Origin of the sequence: Micrococcus porci, assembly GCF_020097155.1 — a bacterium.
Taxonomy (GTDB): Bacteria; Actinomycetota; Actinomycetes; order Actinomycetales; family Micrococcaceae; genus Micrococcus; species Micrococcus porci.
Genome location: NZ_CP083691.1, coordinates 1,046,031 through 1,072,645, shown reverse-complemented (window position 1 = coordinate 1,072,645; position 26,615 = coordinate 1,046,031). Strand labels below are relative to the sequence as shown.

Sequence of the window (26,615 nt, the reverse complement as noted above, 5' to 3'; positions counted from 1 at the left end):
GGTCCTCGGCCGTGCGTCGGCCCTCAGATCCGCGCGAGCGCGGCCTGCGGGTCGTTCAGGCAGTCCGCCACGAACGTCAGGAACGCGCTCGCGGTGGCGCCGTCGGTGACGCGGTGGTCGAAGGTCACGGTCATCTCGGTGACCTTGCGGACCACGATCTCGCCGTCCACGACCCAGGGGCGGTCGATGATGCGGCCGATGCCCAGCATGCCCACCTCGGGGATGTTCAGGATCGGGGTCGCACCGTCGGTGCCGAGTGGGCCGTAGTTGTTCAGCGTGAACGTGCCGCGGGTGAGCTCGGCCGGGGCCGCCCTGCCCTCGCGGGCACGGGACACGGTGTCGTTGATCGCGCGGGTCAGCTCGTCCGCGGACATCTTCTCCGCGTGCTCCACGGAGGGCACCATGAGGCCGCGGTCGGTCTGCACCGCCAGGCCGAGGTGCACGCCGTCGACCTCGACGATCTCGTCCTTCCCGTCCGCGCCGGCCTCGATGCGCGCGTTCATCACCGGGTAGCGGCGCAGGCCGGCCAGGGTGAAGCGGGCGATCAGGCCGAGCAGGCTCGGGGCGTTCTCCGGGTCCTTCGCCTTGAGCTGCGCGCGCAGCTCCAGCAGCGCGGTGACGTCCACGTCCAGCCACGCCGTGACGTCGGGGACCTCGCGGCGCGAGCGGGAGAGCTGGTCCGCGATCACCTTGCGCACGCCCGAGATCGGGGTGCGGGCGACGACGGCCAGGCCGGTGCGCGCGTCCGTGGCGCCCGCCGCGACGGCGGGGGCCTGGGCGGCGGCCGACGGGGCGGTCTGCACCGGCGCGGGGGCCTGGGCGTCCTGCGGGGCGGAGGCGCCCCCGGCCGCGCCCAGCACGTCGGCGCGGGTGATGAGGCCGTCCGGGCCGGTGCCGGTCAGGGTGGCCACATCGACGCCGCGCTCGCGGGCGAGCTTGCGGACGATCGGCGAGGTCACGCGCGGGGCGCGGCCCGACGCGGCGGGGGCGGCACCCGCGGCGGCCTGGGTCGTGCCGGCGCCGCCGCGGGCGCGCTTGGACGGACGCGAGCGGGAGGTGGCGGTGTGGCCGGAGGTGCCGTAGCCGATGAGCACGGCGCCGGAGGCCTCGTCGTCGGAGCCGGCCACGTCGCCGTCGCCGCCGCGGGCCTTGTCCGGCTTCGGCTGGACGCCCGCGCGCTCCTCCTCGCGGTAGCTGAGCGCGCCGGGGACGGCGCCGTCCGCCGCGGGGGCGGTGCCGGCGTCGGCCGCGGAGGACGGGGGCGGAGCGTCACCGGCGGACTCGCCGACGGCGCCGACCGTGATCAGGGGCGCGCCGACCTCCATGGTCTCGCCCTCGGCGCCGTGCAGGGTGAGCACGGTGCCGGCGAAGGGGCTGGGCACCTCGACGAGCGCCTTGGCGGTCTCGACCTCGACCATCGGCTGGTCGACGGCGACCTCGTCACCCTCGGCCACGAGCCAGCGGACGATGTCGGCCTCGGTCAGGCCCTCGCCCAGGTCGGGCAGCAGGAAGGTGTTGCTCATGCGCGGGCCTCCTCGGCGTCCAGGTCCCAGTTCAGGTCGTCGATCGCGTCCAGGATGCGGTCGACGTTGGGCAGGTGGTGCTCCTCGAGCTTCGGCGCGGGGAACGGGATGTCGAAGCCGGTCACGCGGCCCACGGGGGCGGCGAGCGAGTGGAAGCAGCGCTGCTGGATACGGGCCACCAGCTCGGAGGCCACGGACGCGAAGCCCTGCGGCTCGGCGACGACGACGGCGCGACCGGTCTTGGCCACGGACGCGGCCATGGTGTCCTCGTCCAGCGGGTTCACGGTGCGCAGGTCCACGACCTCCACCGAGAGGCCCTCCTCCGCGGCCGCCTGAGCGGCGGCGAGGCAGGTGGGCACGGACGGGCCGTAGGACACCAGGGTGACGTCGGCGCCCTGGCGGACGACGGCGGCGCGCGCCCAGGCCTCGCCCTGCGCGGTCTTCTCCTGCGCGCGGGCCCACTGCTCGTCGAACTCGGCGCGGAGCTCGTCGAGGTCCAGGTCGGCCTTGGTCCAGTACATCTTCTTCGGCTCCATGAACACCACCGGGTCGTCCAGGCGGATGGCGGAGCGCAGCATCAGGTACGCGTCCTTCACGGAGGCCGGGGTGTACACCTTCAGGCCCGGGGTGTGGGCGTAGTAGGACTCCGAGGAGTCGCAGTGATGCTCCACGCCGCCGATGCCGCCGCCGTAGGGAATGCGGATGACGATCGGCATCGGCGCGCCGCCCTTGGTGCGGTTGCGCATCTTGGCCACGTGCGAGGCGACCTGCTCGAAGGCGGGGTAGGCGAAGGCGTCGAACTGCATCTCGATCACCGGGCGGGCGCCGCCGAGGGCCATGCCCACGGCCATGCCGGCGATGCCCGACTCGGCCAGCGGGGTGTCGAAGCAGCGCTCGTCGCCGAAGCGCTGCGTCAGACCGTCGGTGATGCGGAAGACGCCGCCGAGAGTGCCGACGTCCTCGCCGAACACCACCACCATGTCGTCGGCGGCCATCTCGTCGGCGAGCGCCGCGTTGAGCGCGGCGGCGAAGGTCAGGTTCGCCATGCTCAGGCCTCCTTGTTCTCGGAACGGGACAGCTCCTCGGCCAGCTGCGCGCGCTGGGCGGCGAGCTGGGGGGTCTGCACGGAGTACACGTGGTCGAACAGCTCGAGGGGGTCGAGCTCCACGTCGGCGTTCATGGCGTCGCGCAGCTGCTGGGCCACATCCTCGGCGTCCTTCGCGATGGAGGTGGAGACCTCCGCGGTGAGGGCGCCGGTGGACTCGAGGTAGGCGGTCATCCGGCGCAGCGGATCGCGCACCTCCCACTCCTTCACCTCGGAGTCCTCGCGGTAGCGGGTGGGGTCGTCGGTGTTGGTGTGGGCCTGCATGCGGTAGGTGTCCGCCTCGACGAGGAACGGGCCCTTGCCCTCGCGGCACAGGTCCACGGCGCGGCCGAGCACGGCGAGCAGGGCGGCGAGGTCGTTGCCGTCCACGCGCTCGCCGGCGAGTCCGTAGCCCACGGCCTTGTGGGCCAGGGACGGGGCCGCCGACTGCTTCGCGAAGGGCACGGAGATGGCGAACTTGTTGTTCTGCACGAGGAAGATCACGGGCAGCTTGAACACGGCCGCGAAGTTCAGGGCCTCGTGGAAGTCGCCCTCGGAGGTGCCGCCGTCGCCGACCATGGCCAGGCACACGACGTCCTCGCCGCGCAGGCGGGCGGCCTTGGCCATGCCCACGGCATGCAGTAGCTGGGTGGTGAGCGGGGTCGACTGCACGGAGACGCGGTGCTCCTTCGGGTCGTAGCCCTGGTGCCAGGTGCCCTGGAAGGAGACCATGACGTCGAGCGGAGCCACGCCGCGCGCGATCACGGCCACGGTGTCGCGGTACGTGGGGAACAGCCAGTCGTCCTGGCCGAGGCACACGGCGGCGGCGACCTCGGAGGCCTCCTGGCCGTGGGAGGACGGGTACACGGCCATGCGGCCCTGGCGCACGAGCGCGTAGGCCTGGTCGTTCACGCGGCGGCCGATGACCAGGTGCCGGTAGGCGGCGAGGAGCTCCTCGTCCGAGGGCAGCGGGTACTCGTGGCCGGGGGCGGTGCCCTGCTCCTCGGCGGGGAGCAGCTCGCCTTCAGGGGAGATCAGCTGGATCCGGCGGGCGGCCGGGAGCAGGTACTCCTCCAGGGTGATGCCGAAGGCGGCGGCGGCCTCCGTGCGCGTGTCGGGCGTGGCCGGCCCGGGGCGGGTGCTGGTCATGGCGTCCTCTCGATCTGTGCCACCAGTGTGGAGCGTTCCGGCACTTCGTCGACGGGTATGGGAGAATCAGTGGACAACCGTTCGGATCTTCCGGATTCTGGAAGACATCCTGCCGATGTGACGGGTCTCACGATGACCGTGCGTCGCCTCCCGGAGGTGCGCGGGCGTCGTCGTCGGGCGCCGTCCCGTGAGCGAAGCGAGACCGCCATGAGCACATCCTCCCCCCTGGACCGCGTGGACCGCGCGATCGTCCGCGAGCTGTCCCAGGACGGCCGCCTCTCCGTGGCCGCGCTGGCCGAGCGCGTGCACGTCTCCCGCGCCCACTGCTACTCCCGCCTCAACCGCCTCCAGAACTCCGGCGTCATCACCGGCTTCTCCGCCCGCGTGGACCCCGTGAAGACCGGCTTCACCGCGTCCGCCCACGTCATGCTCAAGCTGCGCCAGCACGACTGGCGCGAGCTGCGCGCCGCCCTGCTGGCCATCCCCGAGGTGTGGCACGTCTCCCTGGTCGGCGGGAACATGGACGTCGTCCTGCTGGTGCGCGCCCGGGACACCGCCGACCTGCGACACGTGATCTTCGAGAAGCTCCAGTCCCTGCCCGCCGTCGTGGACACGCAGACCTACATGATCTTCGACGACCACGCCTCCGGCCAGACCATGCCCCCGGAAGAGGGCGCGGACGCCCCCCGCACCCCCACCGCGTTCGGCTGACCGGCCCGTCGCCGCACAGCGGGGGCGGCCGAGCGCGGTCACTATCCTGGGGCGCATGTCATCCCGCACCACCGGCGCCACCCCGCCGGGCACCGCCCCGTCCAACCCCGCCTCCCCCGCAGGCCCCCGCTCCGGCCTGGACCGGTTCTTCGGCATCTCCGCCCTCGGCTCGTCCGTGGGCCAGGAGGTCCGCGGCGGCATCGCCACGTTCCTGGCCATGAGCTACATCGTGGTCCTGAACCCCCTGATCCTCTCCGGGCCGGACTCCACCGGCGCCGTCCTGGGCATCCCGCGCGTCGCCGCGGCGACGGCGCTCGTGGCCGCCGTCGCGACCCTGGCCATGGGCCTGTGGGCGCGGCACCCGTTCGCCCTGGCCTCGGGCCTGGGCGTGAACGCGTTCCTGGCCATCACGGTCGCGACGACGCCGGGCCTCACCTGGCCGGACGTCATGGGCCTGGTGGTGATCGCGGGCCTGGTGATGGTGGTGCTCGTGGCCACCGGCTTCCGCACGGCCGTGTTCAACGCGGTGCCGGAGGCGCTCAAGACCGCGATCGTGGTGGGCATCGGCCTGTTCATCGCGCTCATCGGCCTCGTGAACGCCGGGTTCGTGCGGCGCCTGCCGGACGCCGCCGGCACCACCGTGCCGGTGGGCCTGGGCACGGGCGGCGAGCTGGCCGGCTGGCCGGTGCTCGTGTTCATCGTGGGTCTGCTGGTCACCGCGATCCTCGTGATCCGCAACGTGCGCGGAGCCATCCTGGTCGGCATCGTCACCGCCACCGTGCTGGCGAACATCCTCGAGGCCGTGTTCCACATCGGCCCGTCCGTGGGCGCGGACGGCTCCCACAACCCGACCGGCTGGGCCCTCGTGGCCCCGTCTCTGCCGGAGTGGGCGGCCCCGGACCTGTCCCTGCTCGGCTCGGCCCGGCCCTTCGGCGCGTTCGAGGCCGTGGGCGGCCTCATGGGCGCCCTGCTGGTCTTCGCGATCCTGCTCTCCGTGTTCTTCGACGCGATGGGCTCCACCGTGGGCCTGGCCCGCGAGGCCGGCTCGATGGACGAGCACGGGAACGTCCCCCGCCTGAACCGCGTGCTCATGGTCGACGCCCTGGCCGTGACGGGCGGCGGCGCCGCCTCGGCCTCCGCGGGCCAGATCTACGTGGAGTCCGGCACCGGCATCGGCGAGGGCGCCCGCACCGGCCTGGCCTCCGTGGTGACCGGCCTGATGTTCGTGGCCACGATCTTCCTCACCCCGCTGATCCACCTGGTGCCGTTCGAGGCCGTGGCGCCGGCGCTCGTCGTGGTGGGCTTCATGATGTGCTCCCAGGTGGTGCGCATCGACTGGACCGACTGGGGCGCCGCCCTGCCCGCGTTCCTCACGTTCATCCTGATGCCGTTCACGTACTCGATCGCCAACGGCATCGGCGCCGGCATGATCGCCTACGCCGTGATCCGCACCGGCCAGGGCCGGGCCCGCGAGGTGCACCCGCTGCTGTGGGTCGTGGCCGCCGCCTTCGTGCTGTACTTCGGCATGGGCGTGTTCCGGGGGATCCTCGGCCTCGCCTGATCCCCTGCCGTCTCCCGCACGACGGCGGGGCGGGGCGCGCTCGGAGGTCGATGCTCTCCAGGCGCGCCCCGCCCCTCGTCGCTCGTAGGGTCAGCAGGCGGCATCGGCCTCCTGGTGCCCGGCGTCACCGCCGGTCTCCGGGGCCGCGCCCTGGCGCTCGCCGCCGGTGCGGCCCTCGCGCTGCTCGACGTCCTGCCCCCGCTGCTCGCGCTGGTCGGCGGTGCCGCGGCCCTGCTCAGCCTGCTCGGCGGTGCCGCGGCCCTGCTCGGCCGGGCGCTCGGCCGGCTGGCGGCCAGTCTGATCACCCTGCGGGGCGGGCTCCGGGGCGGGCTCGCTCGGAGCCGGGGCCTGCTCACCGGACGCGGCGGCATCCGGGGCGGCGGTCGGGGCGGTCCCTCCCGCATCGGTCTCCTCGCCCGCCGCCTCCTCCGCGGCGGCGTCGGCGCCTGCGGCGGTGTCCGCCTCGGCCTCGTCGGCGGCGCCCGCGGCAGGCTCCACCTGGGCCACGGTCTCGACGGGCGTGGCGACGTCCGCCTGCGCCACGGCGGCGTCGGAGACGGTCGTGGAAGACGTCGAGGTGCTCATGGCCGCGACGCTCGCCGCGTCGGACCAGCAGCTCTGCGACGCCTCCCACGGCGTGGTGCCCTCCTGCGCGTACAGCTCCTGTGCGGCCGCGTCCTGGACGGATGCCGGGGCGTCGGCCGCGCTCGCATACCCCTGCGCGGCGGCCAGCGTCGCCCACGTGGAGTCGAGGAACTGGTAGGCGCCGGAGGCCCCGCTGGCGGGGTTCACGGCGGTGTAGTCGCCGCCGGACTCGCAGGCCTGGATGGACTGCAGCACGGACGCGTCCACGGTCGCCGCCTGGGCCGGGGCGCTCGCCATGCCGACGGCGGCGAGGGCGCCCGCCGCGCCGAGCGCGCCGACGGCGGTCCGGCGGCGACGCGATCGGCCCCGCACGCCCGTCGTGGCCAGGGGGGTGGTCGTGTCGGCGGTGTTCTGGTCGATGCTCACGGGGAGCTCCTGTCCTTCGGTGGTCACGGCACCGGGCGGCGCCGTCCCTCCACCGTGACGGTGCGACCTGCGCGAATCCCCGGACGGACCTGACACCCCGGCCGCAACTCCATGGGCGCGCCGGAGGCAGTCGCCGGGAGTTCCCGGCAGGCCTTGACCCGCCAGCGGTGGCTCCGGCATCCTCGCGGGCGCGCGGCGGGCGCCCCCGGGCGCGAGGGACCAGGCGCCGCGATCACGCCGGCCCCTGGCCGCTGTGATGGGATGGGCGCATGTATGAGACCTCCCTGCCGACGCCCCCGCGCGCGGCCGCCCGCCCCACCGCCCGCACCGTGCACGGCGAGACATTCACGGACGACTTCGAGTGGATGCGTGCCAAGACCGAGCAGGAGGTCCTCGACCACCTGCAGGCCGAGAACGCCTACACGGAGGCCGCCACCGCAGACCAGGCGGACCTGCGCGCCGCGATCTACGGGGAGATCAAGGCGCACACCGTGGAGACCGACCAGTCCGTGCCCGCCCGTCGGGACGGCTGGTGGTACTTCGTGCGCACCGTCGAGGGCAAGGACTACGCCGTGCATTGCCGCGTGCCGGCCCAGGACACCGGCGACGCGCTCGCGGACTGGACCCCGCCCGTCGTCCCCGCGGACGCCGCCCTGCCCGGCGAGCAGGTCATCCTGGACGGCAACGCGGAGGCCGCCGGCCACCCCTTCTTCTCCCTGGGCGGGATGCACATCAGCCCCGACGGCGCGCTGGCCGCCTACGCCGTAGACCTCGCCGGCGACGAGCGGTACACCCTGCGCGTCCGGGAGATCGCCACGGGGACGGACCTGCCGGACGTGGTGCGGAACATCGCCCCCGGGGTGCGCTTCGACCGCTCCGGCACCCGCCTGATCTACACCGTGTGGGACGAGACGTGGCGGCCGTACCAGGTGCGCGTGCACACGCTCGGCACCGACGCCGCCGAGGACGCCGTGCTCTACGAGGAGTCCGACCCGGGCATGTGGACCGGGTTCGACGCCTCCGCGGACCGCACCCAGCTGCTGATCGGCGTCGGGAACTCGGAGGTCTCCGAGACGTGGGCCGTGGACCTGCCCGTGGACGCCTCCCCGCTGCCCGCCCCGCGCGTGCTGGTGCCCCGCACCGCCCGGATGCTGGCCGACGTCGAGCCGTTCGACATGGACGGCCGGCGCCGGCTGCTGATCGTGCACGACCGCCTCGCCGACGGCACCACGGCTCCCAACGGGATGCTGTCGATCGTGGACGAGGCCGACGTCGCCGACCGCGACGCCTGGCGCCCCGTGGTCCCGCACGCCGACGACGTCCGTGTGGACGGCGTGCTCGTCACCCGCACCCACGTGGGCCTGGCCGTGCGCCGGGACACCACCCCGCGCGTGCTGATCGCCCCGCTGGAGGGGCTGCGCGAGGGCTCCGCGCCCGCCTGGACCGAGCCCTCGTTCGACGAGGAGCTCTACATGTGCCGCCTGGCCGGGGTGAACCTCGACTCCCCGTTCCTCCGCCTGTCCTACGCCTCCTGGACGACGCCCGCCCGCGTGCTGGACGTCGTCGCCGCCACCGGCGAGGTGCGCCTGCGCCGCGAGGTGGAGGTCCCCGGGTTCGACCGCGAGGACTACGTGGCCGAGCGCTGGTGGGCGCCGGCGTCCGAACCGAGCTCGTTGACCGGCGAGCAGGTGCGGATCCCGCTGACCGTGATCCGCCGGAGGGATGTGGCCCAGGACGGAACCGCCCCGGCCGTGGTCTACGGCTACGGCTCCTACGAGATGTCCATGGACCCGGTGTTCGGGGTGGCGCGGCTGTCCCTGCTGGACCGCGGCGTCGTCTACGTCGTGGCGCACGTACGCGGTGGCGGCGAGCTGGGCCGGGCCTGGTACGAGGACGGCAAGAAGGCCGCCAAGCGGCACTCGTTCACCGACTTCGTGGACGCCACTCGGTTCGTCGCGGACTCCGGCTGGGTGGACCCGGCGCGGATCGCCTGCACGGGCGGCTCGGCCGGCGGGCTGCTCATGGGCGCGGTGCTGAACCTGGCCCCCGAGCTGTACCGGGCGTGCCTGGCCGTGGTCCCGTTCGTGGACGCGTTGACCTCGATCCTCGACCCGGACCTGCCGCTCTCCGCCCTGGAGTGGGAGGAGTGGGGCAACCCGATCGAGGACCCGGAGGTGTACGCCACCATGAAGGCGTACACGCCCTATGAGAACGTGCGGGCCGTGGACTACCCGGCCATCGCGGCGGTGACCTCGCTCAACGACACGCGCGTGCTCTACGTGGAGCCCGCCAAGTGGGTGGCGCAGCTGCGCCGCACCGTCACCTCGGACCAGACGACGCCGATCGCCGCCGGCGGCTCCCCGATCCTGCTGCGCACCGAGATGGACGGCGGCCACGGCGGCGCCTCCGGCCGGTACCAGGGCTGGGAGGACACCGCCTGGGAGTACGCGTTCCTGCTCACCGCCCTCGGCGCCACGGCGCGAGTGGACTGACCGAGCGGCGCGTCGTCCGTTCCGCGCACGACAGCGGGCGGCGCGCCGTCCACCTCGCGCACGGAGGCGGTCACTCGGCGGCCCGGGCGTCCTCCGCGCACTCCTCGAGCGCGTCCACGGCGCGGATGAGGCCCAGGTGGGAGAACGCCTGGGGGAAGTTGCCGGCCATGCGGCCCCGGTCGTCGTCGTACTCCTCGGCCATGAGGAACAGGTCGTTGGCGCAGTCGTCGAGGCGCGCCATGAGGCGCTCGGCGTCCTCCACGCGCCCGGAGCGGGCGTACTGCTCCACGAGCCAGAAGGCGCACATCATGAACGGCGCCTCTTCCCCCGGCAGCCCGTCCATGCCCGTGGCCCGGTAGCGGCGCACCAGTCCCGTCTCCGTCGTCAGGTCCCGCTCCACCTGGGCGACGGTGGCGAGCATGTGCGGGTCGTCGTGGGGCAGGAACCCGGTGTGCGGGATCTGCAGCAGCGAGGCGTCCGTCTCGTCGGAGCCGTAGGTCTGTCGGAACGCGCCGTCCTCCTGCACGCCTTCCGTGAGGATCTCCTCGCGCAGCTCGTCCCGGACGCGCTCCCACTCGGCAGTCTCCTCCTCGGTGGCGTCCAGCCCGTGTTCGCGGACGCCGTGCAGGGCGCGGTCCAGGGCGGCCCACATCATCACGCGGCCGTGCGTGAAGTACGCGGGCTCCCCGCGCATCTCCCACAGGCCGTGCTCCTTCGTGTCCCGGTGGGCCAGCACGCGCTCCACGAGGCGCTTCTGCAGGGGCCAGGACCACTGGTCCTCGTCCACGCCGGCGTCCCTCAGCCGGTCCAGTGCCAGCATGACGGTGCCGATCACGTCCGCCTGCCACTGGTCCGCGGCGCCGTTGCCCACGTTCACCGGGGTGGAGCCCTCGTAGCCGGGCAGGTGCCCCAACTCCCGCTCCGGCATGCGCCGCTCGCCGGAGAGCGTGTACATGATCTGGATGTTGTCCTTCGGCTCCCCCGCGATGGCCCGCAGCAGCCAGTCGCGCCACTGGGCGGCGTCGTCGGTGTGGTTGTGCGCCATGAGCGCCTCCAGGGTGAGGGAGGTGTCCCGCAGCCACACGTAGCGGTAGTCCCAGTTGCGGACCCCGCCGATGTCCTCCGGCAGCGACGCCGTCGGGGCGGCCACGATCCCGCCCGTGTTTTCGTGGGTCAGGCCCTTGAGCACCAGCAGGGACCGGGCCACGCGCTCGGCGCGGGGACCGCGGGCGCGGGGATCGCCCAGCCACTCGACCCAGCCGGTGACCGTCTTCTCCAGGGCGTGCTCGGCGTCGGGGGCGGCGGGGGCCGTGGTCCACGCGGGGTACCAGGCCAGGGTCCACGCCTGGGACCGGCCCTCCTCCAGGCGGGTGGACCCGCGGTGCCTCATCCCGTCCGGGCGCAGGTCCGGGCCGTGCACCGCGAGCGCGTCGCCGCCGGCCACCACGGCGAGGAACTCCTCCCCCGCGGGGTCCTCCTGCCGGGACACCCACGGGGTGACCTCGCCGTAGTCCAGCCGCGCCCGGATCCACTGGTCGACCTCCACGGTGCCGGACGTGCAGCGCACCAGGCGCACCAGGTCCGCGCGGCGCAGGGGACCCTCCCCCTCGCCCATGAGGATGCCGACGTCGTCCGCGTCCACGACGCCGGAGCCGGCGTGGTCCGCGAGCGGCATGAAGTCGAGGACGTCGGCCTCGCCCTCGGGGCCCCGCCAGCGGGTGCGCAGGACGAGGGTGCCGGGCAGGTAGGCGCGTTCGACGACCTCGCCGTCGGCGATGCCCAGGCTCCACTGCCCGTGCTCGGGCGCCCCCAGGAGGGAGGTGAACACGGAGGGCCCGTCGAAGCGCGGCAGGCAGAGCCAGGTGACGTCTCCCGCGCGGGTCACCAGCGCGCCGGAGTGCTGGTTGGAGAGGTACGCGTGGTCCTCGATGAGTGGGGAGGCGGGGGCGGTCTGCGCGGTCATGCCCTCCAGTGGACCATCGGCGACGCGCGGGCCGCCAGGACGGACCGGCGCACCCGGACCGCTGGGGGTGGGCCCTGGCCGGGGCGCGCGGCGGCGGGGAACACTGGCCGGGACCGTTCCCGCCGTCCGCCCCGAAGGAGCACCTATGGCCTCCGCCGACACCGCCGCCCGTGACGTCGCCCTGATCATCCTGGGCGCCACCGGCGACCTCACCTCCCGGCTGCTGCTGCCCGGCCTGGGCCGGGCCCTGGCCGCGCACGAGATGCCCCGCGTGACCCTGGTGGGCTCCGCGCGCTCCGAGCACGGCGAGGACGAGTGGAGGACGGTGGTCCGCGAGGCCCTGGCCGAGACCCCGCTGGACGCCGACGCCGCCGAGGACCTGGCCGGCCGGGCCGTCTGGTGCGCCGCGGACGCCTCGGACCCCGACGACCTGCGCGGCCTCTTCGCCGCCGCGGCCGAGGCGGTGGGGAGCGACGACGTCGTGCCGGTGGTGTACTTCGCGGTCGGCCCGGGAGTGGCGGAGCAGGCCGTGGAGGCCCTCGGCGGGATGGACGACGTGCCGGAGGGGCTGCGTCTGGCCCTGGAGAAGCCCTTCGGGCGGGACGAGGAGAGTGCCCGCCGCCTCAACGCCGCCCTCGCCGAGGTGGTGGACGAGGACCGCATCTTCCGGGTGGACCACTTCCTGGGCGAGTCCATGGTCACGGCGCTGGTCGGGCTGCGCACCGCCAACCGGACCCTGGCGCGCGTGTGGAGCGCGGCGGACGTGGAGCGCGTGGACGTCGTGGCGGACGAGTCGATCGCCCTGGAGGGCCGCGCGGAGTTCTATGACGGCACCGGCGCACTCCAGGACATGCTGCAGTCCCACCTGCTCCAGGTGCTCGCCATGGCCGCCCTCGAGCCGCCGGCCCGCGTGGACGCGGCCGGGCTGCAGGGTGCCGTCGTCGAGGTGCTGCGCACCACCCGCCTCTGGGACGACGACGCCGCGGCCTCCTCGCGCCGCGCCCGCTACACCGCGGGCGTGCTGGACGGCACGCGCACCCCGGCCTACGCGGACGAGGAGGGCGTGGACGCCTCCCGCGGGACAGAGACCCTGGCGGAGGTGACCCTCGCGGTGGACACCGACCGCTGGCGCGGCGTCCCCTTCCGGCTGCGCTCCGGCAAGGCGCTGGCGGAGACCCGCTGGGAGGTGATCCTGACCCTGCGCGCCCCGGAGGACGTGCCCGAGGGGCTCTCCGCGGCGGGGCGTCCGGAGCGGATCGTGGTCGGGCTGAACCCGCGCGGGGTGAGGGTCGAGCTCGCCGTGGACGGCGCCGACACCCCGTTCGACGCCCGCCGCACCCCGCTGGCCGCCGAGCTCGGGGCCGAGCGCGTGGACGCCTACGGCGAGGTGCTGCGCGGGCTCCTCACCGGCGACCCGCTGCTGAGCGTGGCCGCCGAGGCGTCCGGGCTGGGGTGGAAGATCCTCGAGCCCGTGATCGCCGCCTGGGAGGCGGACGAGGTGCCCCTGGAGGAGTACCCGGCCGGGTCCGCCGGTCCGGAGGGCTGGGACTGAGGCCCACCGGTCGCTTCCGTTCGAGAAACGGACGGCGTGTCGACCGCTTTCGTGCGTGACGCGGACGGCGGCCCGGGATGCCGTCCCGGCACCCCGACGACGACGGGCGTCCACCGTCCGTGGTGACCGCCCGTCGTCGTGCCCGCCGTCCGTTTCTCGAACGACAGCATCCCCGGAGGCATCCATGTCACGAACGAAAACGCGGTCGTCGCCACTACAGTGCTGAGCATGACCGAGTCCACCCCGCACCACGACCGCGACCGCCTCCCCGAGAAGGTCTCCGACGTCTTCGACCCCACCCGCTGGCGCGTGGTGGAGGGCTTCGAGTTCGAGGACATGACCTACCACCGGCAGGTGGAGCGCGACGCCGACGGCCGCTGGGTGCGCGACCTGCCCACGGTGCGCATCGCCTTCGACCGCCCCGAGGTCCGCAACGCGTTCCGCCCCGGCACGGTGGACGAGCTCTACCGCGCGCTCGACCACGCCCGCATGACCCCGGACGTCGGCACCGTGCTGCTCACCGGCAACGGCCCCTCCCCCAAGGACGGCGGCCACGCGTTCTGCTCCGGCGGGGACCAGCGCATCCGCGGCCGCGACGGCTACCGCTACGCCGAGGGGGAGACGGCCGAGACCATCGACCCGGCCCGCGCCGGACGCCTCCACATCCTCGAGGTCCAGCGCCTGATGCGGAACTCCCCCAAGGTGGTCATCGCCGTCGTGAACGGCTGGGCGGCCGGCGGCGGCCACTCGCTCCACGTGGTCGCGGACCTGACCCTGGCCTCCCGCCAGCACGGGAAGTTCAAGCAGACGGACGCCACCGTGGGCTCCTTCGACGCCGGCTACGGCTCGGCCCTGCTCGCCCGCGAGGTGGGCCAGAAGCGCGCCCGGGAGATCTTCTTCACCGCCCGCGAGTACTCGGCCGAGGAGATGGTGGCCATGGGAGCGGTGAACGAGGCCGTGGACCACGAGCGCCTCGAGGAGGTCGCCCTCGAGTACGCCGCGGACATCAACCGTCAGTCCCCGCAGGCCATCCGCATGCTGAAGTTCGCGTTCAACCTGCCCGACGACGGCATGGCCGGCCAGCAGGTGTTCGCCGGCGAGGCCACCCGCATGGCCTACATGACGGACGAGGCCGTGGAGGGCCGGGACGCGTTCCTCCAGAAGCGCGACCCGGACTGGTCCGCCTTCTCGTACTACTTCTGACCGACCACCACGGCAGGACGGAGACCCGCCCATGCTCGCACTGCTCAACGACCAGCCCATCCTCGTCCTCATGGCCACCGTCGCCCTGGGCGCCGCCGTCGGCACCATCCCCCTGGGCAAGATCCGCCTCGGCGCCTCCGGAGCACTGTTCGTGGGCCTGCTCGTCGGGGCGGTGCTGCCCGACGTCGGCCACCGGCTGGCCCTGTTCCAGAGCTTCGGCCTGGCCCTGTTCGCCTACCTGATCGGGCTCGGCGCCGGCAAGGTGTTCTTCCGGGACCTGCGCCGCAACCTGCCCCTGATGCTGGCCGCCGTCGTCGTGGTGATCCTCACCGCCTTCACGGTGCACCCGCTGGCCGCGCTGCTCCACCTGGACCTGCCGACGGCGATCGGCGTGTGGACGGGTTCGCTCACCGCGACGCCGGCGATGGCGCTGGCGAACCAGCTCACCGGCGGGCAGGCCCCGGCCGTGGGCTACGGGCTGTCCTACCTGGTGGGCGTGGTCGGCACCATCATCGCGATCACCCTGCTCGCCGCCCGCCCGTGGAGCAGCTCCCCGCGCGATCCGGCGCCGGTGACCGACGGCAAGCTGCGCTTCACCGCCGCGGCCGCCACCTCCGCCCTCGCCGTGCGGGAGATCCCGGGGATCTCCGAGGGGCTGGTGCGCGTGGTGGCGCTGCGCCACGGCGGCGTGGCCCGGATCGCCGGCTCCGCCGACCGGATCGAACCCGGGGACGAGGTCGTCCTGGACGGCACGGAGAAGAACATCGACGCGGCCGTGCAGGCCTTCGGCCGCCGCACCGACGCCGACCCGGCGCGGGTCATGAACCCGCTGCAGACCTCCATGGTCATCGTCACGGCCCGCGCCCTGGCCGATCGCCGCCTGGGCACGCTGTCCCTGCGCGAGCGCTTCGGCACCGACGTCGCCCGGCTGCGGCGCGACGACGTCGAGTCGCTGGCCACCCCGCAGACCGAGCTCAAGGTCGGCGACCGGGTGCTCATCGTGACCACCGCGCCGCGGATGGAGGCGGTGCGCGACTTCTTCGGCAACTCGACCCGGGGGCTCTCGAACCTGGACTGGATCTCCCTGGGCACGGGCATGGCGCTGGGCTACCTGCTGGGCATGGTGACGATCCCGCTTCCGGGCGGAGCCTCCTTCTCCCTCGGCCCGGCGGCCGGGTGCATCCTCGTCGGCCTCGCCCTCGGTGCGATCGGCCGCACCGGACCCACGGTGTGGGAGCCCTCCACGGAGATCGCGCTGACGCTGCGGCAGTTCGGCCTCATGCTCTTCCTGGGCGTGGTGGGCCTGGCCGCCGGCCCGGCGTTCATCGAGACGGTGTTCACCCGGGTCGGCGGGCTGGCCATCCTGATGTCCGCCGTGCTCACCGCGCTGACCGCGGCCCTGCTCATCGCCGCGGCACGGCTGCTGGGGCAGTCCGTGGATCGCACCTTCGGGGCGCTGGCGGGCATCACGGGCCAGCCGGCGATCCTGGACTACGCGCTCTCCCGGTCCACCGACGCCCGCGTGACCGAGGGGTACGCCCAGCTGTTCGCGCTGATCATGGTGGTCAAGATCGCCACGGTGCCGTTCATGCTCTGACCGGCCGGGCGGATCCGGTCCACCGGGCGGGTCCGTCCGACCGCCGGGCCTCCTACACTCGGGGCCATGCCCGCCACCGCCGACGCCCTCGCCCGCGCCACGGACGCCCTCGCCGCGGCCTTCGACGGCGGGGCCCCCGTCGAGCTGACCGCCGACGGCGCCGTCCTCCCCCGACCCGAGGCCCGCGACCCGCGCCGCTGCGGCGACCCGGACGCCGTCGCCGTGGTGCGCACCTCCGGGTCCACGGGCACGCCGAAGCAGATCGTCCTGACCGGCGCGGCCCTGCGCGCCTCGGCCGCGGCCACGGCCCGGCGGCTCGGGGGCGAGGGGGCGTGGCTGCTGGCCCTCGGCGTGCACTACGTGGCCGGGCTCGCCGTGCTCTCCCGCTCGATCGCGGCCGGGACCGCACCCGTGGCCCTGCCCCCGGGCCCCTTCACGCCCGCGGCGTTCGCCACCGGGGCGGCCGCCCTGCCCGACGACGCCGGCCCCCGGCTCGTCTCGCTCGTCCCCACCCAGCTCGCGCGCCTCCTGGCGGCCGACGCCGACCCGGCCGGGCGGGCGGCCCTGCGCTCCTTCGACCGCGTGCTCGTGGGCGGTGCCCGGCTCGATCCCGCGCTGCGGGCCGCGGCCGAGGCGGCGGGGGTGCGCCTCACCGCCACCTACGGCATGGCCGAGACGTGCGGCGGCTGCGTCTACGACGGCGTGCCGCTGCCCGGCGTCGCCGTCGCGGTGGCCCCGGACGGCCCCGACGCCCCGCCGCGCGTGCGCCTGGCCGGGCCCATGGTGGCGGCCGGCTACCTCGACGACCCCGCCCGCACCGCCGCCCACTTCGTCCCCGCCGCGGACGGCGCCCGCGCCTTCCTGACCGAGGACACGGGCGTGCTCTCCCCCACGGACGACGGCGGCGTGCGGCTGGCCGTCACCGGCCGCCTGGACGACGTCGTCATCACGGGCGGGGTGAAGGTGTCCGCGGCCGCGGTGACCGCGGTGCTCGAGGCGCACCCGGGCGTCGCGGCGGCCCACGTGGCCGGCGTGCCGGATCCCGAGTGGGGCGCCCGGCTGTGCGCCGCCGTCGTGCCCGCCCACCCGGCCGCGGCCCCTGACGAGGCCGTCCTGCGCGCCCACGTGCGCGCGGCGCTGGGTGCGGTCGCGGTGCCCAAGACGTGGCTCGTCCTCGACGCCCTGCCGCTGCTCTCCACCGGCAAGACCGACCGGCAGGCCCTGGCCGCCCGGTTCACCGCCGGCTGAGCGTCGCCCCGCCCGCGTGGGAGAATGACCCGGGCCCGGCCGACGTCGTGCCCCGGCCGCGCTCCGCCGTCGACCCGGCCCGCCGCGCGCCGATCCCCACCCCGCTCCCCAGGAGGAACCCCCGCCCATGGCCGCCACGCTCTCCCAGTGGGTCGCCGCCGCGCGCCTGCGCACCCTGCCAATGGCCGTGGCACCCGTGATCGTCGGCTCCGCCGCCGCCCACGCCCTGGACCAGTTCCGCCCCGGCCGCGCCCTCCTGGCCCTGGTGGTGTCGCTCGCGCTGCAGATCGGCGTGAACTACGCCAACGACTACTCGGACGGCATCCGCGGCACCGACGACGCGCGCGTGGGCCCCTTCCGGCTCACCGTCTCCGGGCTCGTGCCGGCGAAGACCGTGAAGCACGCCGCGTTCGCGTGCTTCGGGGTGGCCGCCGTGGCGGGGCTCGCGCTGGTCGCCCTCTCCGGGACGTGGTGGCTGCTGATCGTGGGCGTGGCGAGCATCGTGGCCGCCTGGTACTACACGGGCGGCAAGAAGCCCTACGGGTACATGGGCCTGGGCGAGGTGTTCGTGTTCGTGTTCTTCGGGCTCGTGGCGGTGCTCGGCACCACCTACACGCAGGCTCTGGCCGTGAACGGCCTCGCCTGGGCCGGGGCGGTCGGCTGCGGGCTGATCTCCACGGCCCTGCTCATGGCCAACAACATCCGCGACATCCCGACGGACCGCGAAGTGGGCAAGATGACCCTGGCGGCGCGCATCGGGGACGGGCCCGCCCGCGCGTCGTACGTGGCCATGCTGGCCGTGGCCGTGGTCCTGCCCCTGCTGTTCACGGGCGCCCACCCGTGGCTGTGGCTCGTGCTGGCCGCCGGCGCGGTGGCCGTGAAGCCCTGCCTGACCGTCCTCCACGCCCACGAGCGCGCCGCCCTCATCCCCGTGCTCAAGGCCACCGGGATCGTCGGCGTGGTCTACGCCGCGGCGTTCGCGCTCGGCGTCGCCCTCTGAGCGTGGCCCGGGGAGCGAGGGCGGCTCAGCCCGGGAAGCGGCCGTCGGTGTACGCGTCCTCGGCGGCGGCGTCGGCGGCCTCGGTGCGGCCGCGGCGGGACGGTCGGCCCTCCCACGCGTTCTGCAGGTCCGTCGACGCGTCGAGCCGCAGCCGGGTGAGGAAGAGGTAGCTGACGGCGAACGTGAGGATCACGGCGGCGAGCGTGGAGAACAGCATCCCCAGGCCGAACACGTAGTAGCACAGGGCCCAGATCACGAAGAACAGGACCACGCGGACCAGGCCGTACAGGAAGAGACGCATCCCCCCATTCTACGAGCGGGGCCCCTCTTAGACTGGTCGGCATGGCCCGGATCCTCGTCCCCACCGCGATCCTGCTGGTGGCCCTGACCCTGTTCGCCCTCTTCGACGCCCTGCTCACCCCCGCCGGGCGGCACCGCGGGATGCCGAAGTGGGCCTGGATCCCGACGGTGCTGCTGCTGCCGCTCGCCGGCCCGCTCCTCTGGCTGTTCCTCGGCCGCCCCGTCCCGCTGTTCTCCGGACGGACCGCCGCACCGGCCTCGCGCCCGGCCTCCCCCGACGACGACGACGAGTTCCTGCGCACCCTCCGCGTCCAGCGAGCACAGACGGAGCGCGCCAGGAACCTCGACCGGCGTGAGGCCGAGCTGCGCGCCCGCGAGGAGGAGCTGCGTCGGCGTCGCGAGCGGGGCGAGGACGATGCGACCGGCGAGCCCGACGCCGACGCCTGATCCCCCACCCCCACTTTCGCTCAGAAAAACGTCGCTACCATCCCGGCCCTCCGGGATGGTAGCGACGTCTTCTTCAGCGAAAGTGCCGGGCGCGACGGCGGGGGCTCAGGCGGGCAGCCCCGCGTAGGAGTGCAGCCCCGGGAAGAACGTGTTGACGATCGTGTAGTTGAACACGATGCAGAGGAAGCCCGTGATGCTCAGCCAGGCCGCGCGCGTGCCGGTCCAGCCGCGGGTGGCGCGGGCGTGCAGGTAGGCCGCGTAGACCACCCAGATCACGAAGGTCCACACCTCCTTGGTGTCCCAGTTCCAGTAGCGGCCCCACGCGGCCTCGGCCCAGATGGCGCCGGCGATCAGCGTGAACGTCCACATGACGAAGCCCACGGCGTTGATGCGGTAGGACCAGTTCTCCAGGGCGCGGGCGGAGGGCACCAGGCGCAGGAAGGACCAGCCGCGGCGGCCGGCGGCCGCCCGCTTCTCGGCGGACCCCTGGAGCAGCTGCAGGGCGGACATCGCGGCGCTGAGGGCGAACAGGGAGGAGGAGAGCACGGCGATGGACACGTGGATCACGAGCCAGCCGGACTGCAGCGGCGGCTGCAGGTGGCCCACCGGCGTCGGGAAGCCCATGGTGGCGGCGCACATCATGGCCACCACCAGGCCGGAGACGAACGTGCCCACGAACCGCAAGTCCTTGCGGATGAGGAACGCCAGGTACACGGTGACGATCACCAGGGCTCCGGTGGTCATGAACTCGTAGAGGTTGCCCCACGGCACGCGGGAGGCGGCCACGCCGCGGGCCACCACCGCGAACGCGTGCAGCGCCCAGCCGACGGCCAGCACGGCCACGGCCACGTTGGCCACGGGCCGGCGCCCGGCCCCGGTGTAGTCCATGTCGTCGTCGACGAGCTCCGCGTCGGAGCGGCCCGCGGACGACGCCGACGCGTCCGTCCCGAGGGCGTGCGCGCCCCCGGCCGGGGTCCCGACGCCGGAGCCCGCGCCGACGCCGGCCAGCTGCCTCTCGCGCACGCGGGAGGCGACGTCCCGGTCGACCCCGGCCTGGGCGTCGAGCTCGGCCTCGAGGCGGCGGATGGTGGCGGAGGCGGTCGCCATGTCGACGGCGAACAGGATGAACGCGCCCGCATAGACGAGCGCCGCGATGAACATGAACAGGTCGCTGTAGTACGCGAGCTGCTCGTTCACGGGGGCCGTGGGGTTGAACACTCTCAGTCTCCAGATCGGGGGGTCGGGGCGGCCGCCGGGGCGGGGGTCGCGGGGGTGGTCTCACCAGTGTCCGCCTCCGGGGCGGAGACCGGCCACATCTTCTCGAAGGCCTCGCGCAGGGCCACGTGCTCCTCGCGCAGGCCGAACTCCTCGCCGCGGGCCAGGAGGGCGTACTCCACGCGGGTGCGGCCGTCGTCGCCGGTGCGGGCCCGGACCCACACGCGGCGGCGGCGGGTGAACAGGCTGACGGCCAGGCCGATCAGGGCGAGCACGGAGAACACGCCCACCCCCCACTTGCCGGCGTCGTAGTGGATGTCCAGGCCGACGTAGCGGCGCACGCCGTCGAGGCTGATGGAGCCCTTGCCGTCGGGCAACACGTGGGTCTGCCCCACGGACAGCGTGATGCCGCCGTTCTCCGACCTGCGGGAGTTCAGCTCGGTGAGCGTGGAGGTGTCCAGCACGTACACGTTCTGCGGGACGCCGGCGTCGAGGCCGAGGTCGCCCGAGTACGAGTTGAGGATCAGCTTGGGGTTGAGCGGCTCGGGGTCCACCGAGACCTCCACGCCCTGGCCCACGTCGGCGGCGGCGGGCATGAACTGGCCGACGAAGCCGAGCTGGTCGGGCCGCGCGTCGGGGGCCTTGATCACGGCGAGGGAGTTGAAGTTCTGGTCCGTCACGCGGGTGACCACGGGGCCCTGGAAGGCGATGTCCCCGTTGCCGTCCCGCACGGTGACCACGGGCGCGTAGCCGTTGCCGACCAGGTAGACCTTGGCTCCGTCGATCTCGAGGGGGTGGTTCACCTTGAGGACCTGCTCCTCGGGGTCGCCGCCGGTGCCGTGGCGGACCTCCATGACGGCGGTGTAGTCCAGCGGCGCACCCCAGTGGGTCTGGGACTGGCGCTCGAACGTCGCGTCGAAGGACTTCAGCGTGAGCTGGAAGGGCTGCAGGGACGCGGCGTCGAAGTACATGCCGGGCGTGAAGGAGTCGTAGGCCACGAGGTTGTTGGCGAACCCCTCCCCCTCCACGATGATCTTCTGCCCCGTGTACTTGGTCATGCCGCCGTAGGCCATGAAGGCGAGCACGCCGATCAGGGAGAAGTGGAACAGGATGTTGCCGATCTCCCGCAGGTAGCCGCGCTCGGCGCCCACGGACGCGCCGCCGGCCTCGGGGCGGAGCTCCACGCGGTAGCGCTTCCTCTTCAGCCACCGCTGGGCCTGGCGCACGGCTTCCTCGGGGGCCGGCCCGCCCGCCTCCAGGACGACGACGCCGGACTCCGGCAGGCGGCCGAGGTTGCGCGGGGTGCGGGCCGGGGGCTGGCGCAGCGCCTTCGCGTGCTTGAGCGCGCGCGGGAGCACGCATCCCACCAGGGAGATGAACAGCAGCAGGTAGATCGCGGAGAACCAGACGGACGTGTAGACGTCGAAGAACTGGAGGGCGTCCAGGATCGGGCCCCAGAACGGGTTGTCCTCGATCCACTGGTCCACGGCCTCGGGCCCGGCGCGGCGCTGCGGCACCAGGGAGCCGGGGACGGCGGCCACGGCCAGCAGCAGGAGGAGGAGCAGCGCGGTGCGCATGCTGGTGAGCTGGGTCCAGGCCCAGCGGAGGGTGCCGCCCACGCCCAGGGCGGGCAGGGTGACGTCGTCCCGGGTGCGGTTCCGGGGCGCGGGGTCCTTCGGGGCGGACGTGGAGCTCACAGGGGCATCACCCATTCGTTCTGGAACCAGGTCTGCAGCTGCACCATCCACTGGGTCCACAGCCCGGTGACCATGACGGCTCCGAGGAGGATCAGGACGGCGCCGCCGAACACCATGACGCCGCGGCGGTGGCGGCGGAAGAAGCCGAGGGCCCGCATGCCGCGCTCCACCCCGAAGGAGATGAGCACGAACGGCAGGCCCAGGCCGAGGCAGTACACGAACGCCAGCAGGGCGGCGCGGGCCACCGAGGACGAGTCCTGCGTGTAGGAGAGGGCGAACACGGCGGCCAGCGTCGGGCCGATGCACGGGGCCCAGCCGAGGCCGAAGGTCATGCCCAGCAGGGGCGCTCCGGTCAGGCCGGCGGCGGGCTTCACGTGGACCTTGCGCTCGGTCTGGAACCAGCGCAGCCCGCCCATGAACACCACGCCCATGAGGATCACGAGCACCCCGAGCAGCTGCATCACCCAGGAGAGGTCGCGCAGGATGCGGAACGCCACCTGCGCGAACAGGATGTTCATCACCATGAACACCACGGTGAACCCGAGGACGAACAGGGCGGCGCCGAGGGCCACACGGCCGCGCCGCGCACCGTCGAGGGCGGCGCCGCCGAGCCCGGAGACGTAGCCGAGGTAGCCGGGCACCAGGGGCAGCACGCAGGGCGAGAGGAAGCTGATCAGCCCGGCCAGGAACGCCACGGGGGCGGCCGCCAGCAGCGAGCCGTCCAGGGCGATCTCCGCGAACCGGTTGTCCTGCATGGGCGCGCCTCAGGCCTCGGCGACGACGGTGTCCAGCAGGGCGCGCAGGGTGCCCTCCTCGACGGCGCCGAGGACGCGGGCGGCCACCCGGCCCTGGCGGTCCAGCACGAGGGTGGAGGGCACGGCCTGCGGGGGCACGTAGTCGGACATCGCCAGCAGCACCGACCCGGAGGTGTCGTCCACGGAGGAGTAGGGAATGCCGAAGGTGCGCTCGAACGCCTGGGCGGTGGTGACGGTGTCCCGGACGTTCACACCGAGGAACCGCACCCCCTTCGGCTCGAACTCGCCGTGGAGCTTCACGAGGTGGGGGGCCTCGACGCGGCAGGGGGCGCACGCCGCGTACCAGAAGTTCAGCAGGGCGGGCTCGCCGCGGAGGGTCTCCCCGGAGACGGTCTCGCCGTCGAATCCGGCGGCGGAGAACTCCACGGGGGCGCCGCGCTGGTCGGCGGCGTACTCCACCACGGACCCGTCGCCGGCGATGTAGTTCTTGCCGCCCGCGTTGCCCGCCTGCTGGGCCAGGGAGTCGTCCGTGCCCGAGCAGGCCGCCAGCAGGGGCGCCAGGGCGGCGGCCGAGAGTCCGGCGAGCGCGGCGCGGCGGGAGGGACGGGGCGGGAACGGCATGGGGCTGGCACTCCGAGACGGGGACGGCTTGCGGCGGGATCCTGTCGAGTCTACGGCGCGGGCCCGACCCTGATGGAACCCTGGACGTCACACCGCCCCGGGGAGCGGCCCGGCGCTCAGGCCCCGGGGAGGGAGGAGGCGTCCTTCAGCAGGGCGGCGTTGGGCTCGTGGTATTCCACGCGCGGCAGGGCGCGGCCGTCCTCGAACACCAGGGAGGTGACGGAGGTCAGCGAGCACTCGCGCCGGCGCGGGTCGTGGGCCAGGGGGCGGCCCTCGACGGCCAGCCGGGTCACCCAGATCGGCAGCTGGTGGGAGACGAGGATCGCCTCGGCGCCCGGTCCCAGCGCGTCCACGGCCTCGTCCTTCACACGGTCGACGACGGCGAGCATGCGCGCGGCCTGCTGCCGGTAGGGCTCGCCCCAGGACGGGCGCAGCGGGTTCCGCAGCAGCGGCCAGAGGCGCGGGCTGCGGCGCAGGGTGGCGGCGACGTCGGACATACCCTCGAAGGTGTTCTCCGCCTCGATGAGGTCCTGCTCGGTGCGGAGCTGCGTGGCGAACGCCCCGGCGATCGGCGCGGCGGTCTGCTGGGCGCGCAGGAGCGGGGACGCGGCCACGATCGCGGGCCGGCGCTGGAGCTCGGTCGCCCGGTCCAGGAACCACTCGGCGACGCCGACGGCCATGCGCTGGCCCAGCTCGGACAGGCCGAAGCCGTCCAGCCGGCCGTAGAGCACGCGGTCGGGGTTGTGGACTTCTCCGTGGCGGACGATGTGCACCGTGGCGAGGGTCTGCATGGGGCCAGTCTCCCAGACCGCCCCGGCCACCGGGCCGCGGCGCCGCCGGACCTCCCGTCCTGGCCCGCGCGCGCTAGCGTGGGCGGGAAGGAACCGCCCGCCCGACCCGTCCGGGTCAGGACCCCGAGGAGCACCATGTCCGGCACCGAGAACTCCAACCCCTATGGCCGCCCGGCGGGCCAGTCCGGCCCCCAGTGGCCGGACGCGGCCGCGCAGGCGCCCTACGGGCAGGCCCCCGACGCCTCCGCCCAGGCCCCATACGGCGCCCCGCCGCAGGGCTGGGGCGCCCCGCAGCAGTGGGGCGGCCAGCCCGGGTGGCCGGCGGCCGCCCCGGTGCCGGCGCGTCGTCCCGGCCCGATCAACGCCGCGTTCTGGCTGATCGTGTCGGCCGGCGTCGTCTTCCTGGCCTCCACGGTGCTGTCCGCCCTGGTGGCCACCTCCGATGCGGGCCGCCGGGAGCTGGAGGCCGCGATGACGAAGGTGTGGGGCGACTACGGCATGACGCCCGAGCAGATCCGGGAGTACCAGGACATGCTCCCGCCGATGATGCCGGTCATGGCGGGCGTGATGGTCGCCGTCGGCGTGCTGGCGCTGCTGGTGTACCTGCTGATCGCGTCCAAGATCCGCGGCGGCTCCCGGGCCGCCCGCACGGTCGGCACGGTGCTGGCCGTCCTGTCCGTCCTGATGGTGCTGGCCCCGCTGGCGTCCGGCCAGTTCTCCCCGCTGGACCTGCTCTGGTGCCTCCTCGGGGTCGCGGGCATCGCGACGGCCTACCGCAAGGAGGCTACAGAGTTCATGCGCCTGCGGGCCTGGGAGCGCGCCGCGCGCCGCTGAGTCAGGCGGCGGGGCCGTCCAGCAGTCGCCCGAGCCGCTGGGCGTCGACGCGCCAGAAGTCGCGTTGGACGCCGTCCACGAACAGCACCGGGACCTCCTCGGCGTAGGTCTCCAGGAGATCCGGGTGGGCGGGGCCGTCGACCCGCTCCCAGGCGGTGCCCCGCGCGTCGCAGACCTCGGCGACGACGGCCTCGGCCTCCGCGCAGAGGTGGCAGCCGGGCTTCACGAGGAGCTGGACGCGGGCGGCGGAGGCGGGCGGGGTCATCATGGCCGCCATGCTAGGCCCTCCCCCGGATGCGGCGAGGCCGCCCTCCCCGGAAGGGACGGGCGGCCTCGCGGAGCTCTCGACGAGCGGGCGTCACTTCTTGTTGCGACGCTGGTGGCGGGTCTTGCGAAGCAGCTTGCGGTGCTTCTTCTTCGCCATGCGCTTGCGGCGCTTCTTGATCACAGATCCCATGGGGACTCCTTGCGTCGGGGTGAGGGCCGGCGGGCGGGGCGACCGCGGGGGCCGCGGCATGCCTCACGCCGACCCGCATTCCACCGGATGTGGAACGCCGGAAAACGTTCTCGGCCACACTACCGGCCGGACCCCGGTTCAGTCGAACCAGGGATCCAGCCCGTGGATCGGGAACACCTCGCGGCGGGTGGCCATGATCGTCTGGTCCACGGGGTCGGCGGGGTCGTAGCCCACCTCCCAGGAACGCCACCACACGTCCGCGTCCTCGGTCATGGTGAGCGGGTAGCGGTCCTCCTCGGCCCCCTCGAACAGGGACATGTCCCCCTCGAGGTCGTCCGGGGTCAGGGAGCGCACGTGCTCCAGCCAGGACTCCGGCACGGGGGTGGAGGAGGGCACCGGCTGCCCGGTGACGGCGCCGATCAGGTGCGTCCACGCCCGCGGGACCACCCGGACGTGGTTGTAGCCGCCGCCCCCGGTGGCCAGCCAGCGGCCGTGGGCGTAGCGGTCCGCCCAGTCGCCGAGGTCGAAGGCGAGCTGCCGCTGCCCGTCCACGGACAGGCGGAGGTCCGCCAGGGGATCGCCGCGGTGGGCGTCGGCGCCGTGCTGGGTCACCAGCACGTCCGGCTGGAACGCGCCCAGCAGCTGGGGGACGACGGCGTGCACCGCGCGCAGGAACCCGGCGTCGCCGGTGCCCGGGGGCAGGGCCACGTTCACCGCGGTGCCCTCCGCCCCGGGGCCGCCGGTCTCGTTGGCGAAGCCCGTGCCGGGGAAGAGGCTGATGCCGGTCTCGTGCAGGGAGATCGTGAGCACGCGGGGGTCGTCGTAGAAGATCGACTGCGTGCCGTCGCCGTGGTGGGCGTCGACGTCCACGTAGGCCACGCGCTCTGCGCCCAGGTCCAGGAGGCGCTGGATGGCCACCGCGCAGTCGTTGTAGATGCAGAAGCCGGACGCCTTGGCGCGGGCGGCGTGGTGCATGCCGCCGGCCACGTTCACGGCGCGGGAGACCTCGCCGGACCAGACGGCCTCCGCGGCCACCAGGGAACCGCCGGCGATCCGCGCGGCGGACTCGTGCAGGTCCGGGAACGTGGGGCAGTCCTCCGAGCCCAGGCCGTGGGGCTCGTCCGCCTCCGCGTCCTCTCGGGAGGCGGCCCGGACTGCGGCGATGAACGCGGGGTCGTGCACCGTGGCCAGCTGCTCGTCCGTGGCCACCGGCGGCTGCAGGATCCGCACGTGCTCGGCGTCCAGCAGGCCCAGGGAGGAGGCGAGCCGATGCGTCAGGTCCAGGCGCAGGGGCGCCATGGGGTGCTGCGCGCTGAAGCGGTACTTCAGCAGGCTGGGGTCCCACACCACCGCGGAGGGGGCGGGCTGGCTGCAGTCAGACGTGGCGGAGGTCACGCTTCAGGG

At 74.1% G+C, this 26,615-nt stretch carries 24 protein-coding genes; 10 read left to right on the top strand and 14 right to left on the bottom strand.

Annotation, left to right across the window (positions count from 1 at the left end):
* Positions 1–23 precede the first annotated feature (23 nt).
* From KW076_RS05120 to KW076_RS05110, 3 genes are read right to left on the bottom strand one after another with little or no spacing between them, the layout of a single operon-like run.
* The gene (locus KW076_RS05120; protein WP_224356520.1) at positions 24–1,523 is read right to left on the bottom strand and encodes a dihydrolipoamide acetyltransferase family protein; all 1,500 of its coding nucleotides are present in this window, start codon (positions 1,521–1,523) and stop codon (positions 24–26) included.
* Positions 1,520–2,569 carry an alpha-ketoacid dehydrogenase subunit beta gene (locus KW076_RS05115; protein WP_224356519.1) on the bottom strand — a complete coding sequence of 350 codons (1,050 nt, stop codon included), beginning with the start codon at positions 2,567–2,569 and terminating at the stop codon, positions 1,520–1,522. Before KW076_RS05115 ends, KW076_RS05120 begins: the two co-directional genes overlap by 4 nt.
* Before the next feature lie 2 nt (positions 2,570–2,571).
* Positions 2,572–3,756 (bottom strand): thiamine pyrophosphate-dependent enzyme, encoded by a 1,185-nt coding sequence (locus KW076_RS05110; protein WP_224356518.1) that lies wholly within the window; start codon positions 3,754–3,756, stop codon positions 2,572–2,574.
* A gap of 207 nt (positions 3,757–3,963) precedes the next feature.
* Between KW076_RS05110 and KW076_RS05105 the strand changes: the two genes are divergently transcribed.
* The gene (locus KW076_RS05105; protein WP_224356517.1) at positions 3,964–4,467 is read left to right on the top strand and encodes an Lrp/AsnC family transcriptional regulator; all 504 of its coding nucleotides are present in this window, start codon (positions 3,964–3,966) and stop codon (positions 4,465–4,467) included.
* Between the two features lie 55 nt (positions 4,468–4,522).
* Positions 4,523–6,028 (top strand): NCS2 family permease, encoded by a 1,506-nt coding sequence (locus tag KW076_RS05100; RefSeq protein ID WP_224356516.1) that lies wholly within the window; start codon positions 4,523–4,525, stop codon positions 6,026–6,028.
* 90 nt (positions 6,029–6,118) lie between these two features.
* On the opposite strand, the gene KW076_RS05095 is transcribed toward KW076_RS05100, so the two are convergent.
* Positions 6,119–7,039: a transglycosylase family protein gene (locus KW076_RS05095; RefSeq protein ID WP_224356515.1), complete on the bottom strand. Its 921-nt coding sequence runs from the start codon at positions 7,037–7,039 to the stop codon at positions 6,119–6,121.
* A 269-nt stretch (positions 7,040–7,308) separates the two neighbouring features.
* Between KW076_RS05095 and KW076_RS05090 the strand changes: the two genes are divergently transcribed.
* Positions 7,309–9,531: a S9 family peptidase gene (locus tag KW076_RS05090; protein ID WP_224356514.1), complete on the top strand. Its 2,223-nt coding sequence runs from the start codon at positions 7,309–7,311 to the stop codon at positions 9,529–9,531.
* A gap of 70 nt (positions 9,532–9,601) precedes the next feature.
* On the opposite strand, the gene KW076_RS05085 is transcribed toward KW076_RS05090, so the two are convergent.
* Positions 9,602–11,494, bottom strand: a complete 1,893-nt coding sequence (locus KW076_RS05085) for a glycoside hydrolase family 15 protein (protein ID WP_224356513.1) — start codon at positions 11,492–11,494, stop codon at positions 9,602–9,604.
* A 145-nt stretch (positions 11,495–11,639) separates the two neighbouring features.
* On the opposite strand from KW076_RS05085, the gene KW076_RS05080 reads away from it, so the two are divergent.
* From KW076_RS05080 to KW076_RS05060, 5 genes are all read left to right on the top strand, one after another.
* On the top strand, positions 11,640–13,046 hold the full coding sequence (locus KW076_RS05080) for a glucose-6-phosphate dehydrogenase (protein WP_224356512.1): 1,407 nt from the start codon (positions 11,640–11,642) through the stop codon (positions 13,044–13,046).
* Positions 13,047–13,274: 228 nt separating this feature from the next.
* Entirely contained in the window at positions 13,275–14,249 is a 975-nt protein-coding gene (locus KW076_RS05075) for a 1,4-dihydroxy-2-naphthoyl-CoA synthase (RefSeq protein WP_224356511.1), read from the top strand.
* A 31-nt stretch (positions 14,250–14,280) separates the two neighbouring features.
* Positions 14,281–15,846 (top strand): aspartate:alanine exchanger family transporter, encoded by a 1,566-nt coding sequence (locus KW076_RS05070; RefSeq protein ID WP_224356510.1) that lies wholly within the window; start codon positions 14,281–14,283, stop codon positions 15,844–15,846.
* A gap of 66 nt (positions 15,847–15,912) precedes the next feature.
* Positions 15,913–17,094 carry an AMP-binding protein gene (locus tag KW076_RS05065; RefSeq protein WP_224356509.1) on the top strand — a complete coding sequence of 394 codons (1,182 nt, stop codon included), beginning with the start codon at positions 15,913–15,915 and terminating at the stop codon, positions 17,092–17,094.
* A 127-nt stretch (positions 17,095–17,221) separates the two neighbouring features.
* Positions 17,222–18,094, top strand: coding sequence for a 1,4-dihydroxy-2-naphthoate polyprenyltransferase (locus KW076_RS05060; RefSeq protein WP_224356508.1), 873 nt, complete (start codon positions 17,222–17,224; stop codon positions 18,092–18,094).
* Between the two features lie 25 nt (positions 18,095–18,119).
* On the opposite strand, the gene KW076_RS05055 is transcribed toward KW076_RS05060, so the two are convergent.
* Entirely contained in the window at positions 18,120–18,395 is a 276-nt protein-coding gene (locus KW076_RS05055; protein ID WP_224356507.1) for a DUF4229 domain-containing protein, read from the bottom strand.
* Between the two features lie 41 nt (positions 18,396–18,436).
* Here KW076_RS05055 and KW076_RS05050 point away from each other — a divergent pair, with 41 nt between their 5' ends.
* Positions 18,437–18,841 (top strand): PLDc N-terminal domain-containing protein, encoded by a 405-nt coding sequence (locus KW076_RS05050; RefSeq protein WP_224356506.1) that lies wholly within the window; start codon positions 18,437–18,439, stop codon positions 18,839–18,841.
* Positions 18,842–18,946: 105 nt separating this feature from the next.
* Here KW076_RS05050 and ccsB read toward each other — a convergent pair whose 3' ends face one another.
* The 5 genes from ccsB to KW076_RS05025 form a co-directional block, all read right to left on the bottom strand.
* Entirely contained in the window at positions 18,947–20,059 is a 1,113-nt protein-coding gene (gene ccsB, locus KW076_RS05045) for a c-type cytochrome biogenesis protein CcsB (protein ID WP_224356505.1), read from the bottom strand.
* A 2-nt stretch (positions 20,060–20,061) separates the two neighbouring features.
* Positions 20,062–21,768 (bottom strand): cytochrome c biogenesis protein ResB, encoded by a 1,707-nt coding sequence (gene resB / locus KW076_RS05040; protein ID WP_434084356.1) that lies wholly within the window; start codon positions 21,766–21,768, stop codon positions 20,062–20,064.
* Positions 21,750–22,508 carry a cytochrome c biogenesis CcdA family protein gene (locus tag KW076_RS05035; protein ID WP_224356503.1) on the bottom strand — a complete coding sequence of 253 codons (759 nt, stop codon included), beginning with the start codon at positions 22,506–22,508 and terminating at the stop codon, positions 21,750–21,752. The genes resB and KW076_RS05035 overlap by 19 nt, the downstream gene beginning before the upstream one ends.
* A 9-nt stretch (positions 22,509–22,517) precedes the next feature.
* Positions 22,518–23,129, bottom strand: coding sequence for a TlpA family protein disulfide reductase (locus KW076_RS05030; RefSeq protein WP_224356502.1), 612 nt, complete (start codon positions 23,127–23,129; stop codon positions 22,518–22,520).
* Between the two features lie 116 nt (positions 23,130–23,245).
* Positions 23,246–23,920, bottom strand: coding sequence for a histidine phosphatase family protein (locus tag KW076_RS05025; protein ID WP_224356501.1), 675 nt, complete (start codon positions 23,918–23,920; stop codon positions 23,246–23,248).
* 135 nt (positions 23,921–24,055) lie between these two features.
* Here KW076_RS05025 and KW076_RS05020 point away from each other — a divergent pair, with 135 nt between their 5' ends.
* On the top strand, positions 24,056–24,754 hold the full coding sequence (locus tag KW076_RS05020; RefSeq protein ID WP_224356500.1) for a hypothetical protein: 699 nt from the start codon (positions 24,056–24,058) through the stop codon (positions 24,752–24,754).
* A 1-nt stretch (position 24,755) separates the two neighbouring features.
* Here KW076_RS05020 and KW076_RS05015 read toward each other — a convergent pair whose 3' ends face one another.
* The 3 genes from KW076_RS05015 to KW076_RS05005 form a co-directional block, all read right to left on the bottom strand.
* A complete protein-coding gene (locus KW076_RS05015; protein ID WP_370643464.1) occupies positions 24,756–25,022 on the bottom strand; it encodes a glutaredoxin family protein in 267 nt (88 codons plus the stop codon).
* Positions 25,023–25,112: 90 nt separating this feature from the next.
* On the bottom strand, positions 25,113–25,211 hold the full coding sequence (locus KW076_RS05010) for a 30S ribosomal protein bS22 (protein ID WP_003792170.1): 99 nt from the start codon (positions 25,209–25,211) through the stop codon (positions 25,113–25,115).
* A 138-nt stretch (positions 25,212–25,349) separates the two neighbouring features.
* The gene (locus KW076_RS05005; protein WP_370643467.1) at positions 25,350–26,543 is read right to left on the bottom strand and encodes an acetoin utilization protein AcuC; all 1,194 of its coding nucleotides are present in this window, start codon (positions 26,541–26,543) and stop codon (positions 25,350–25,352) included.
* Positions 26,544–26,615: the final 72 nt, after the last annotated feature.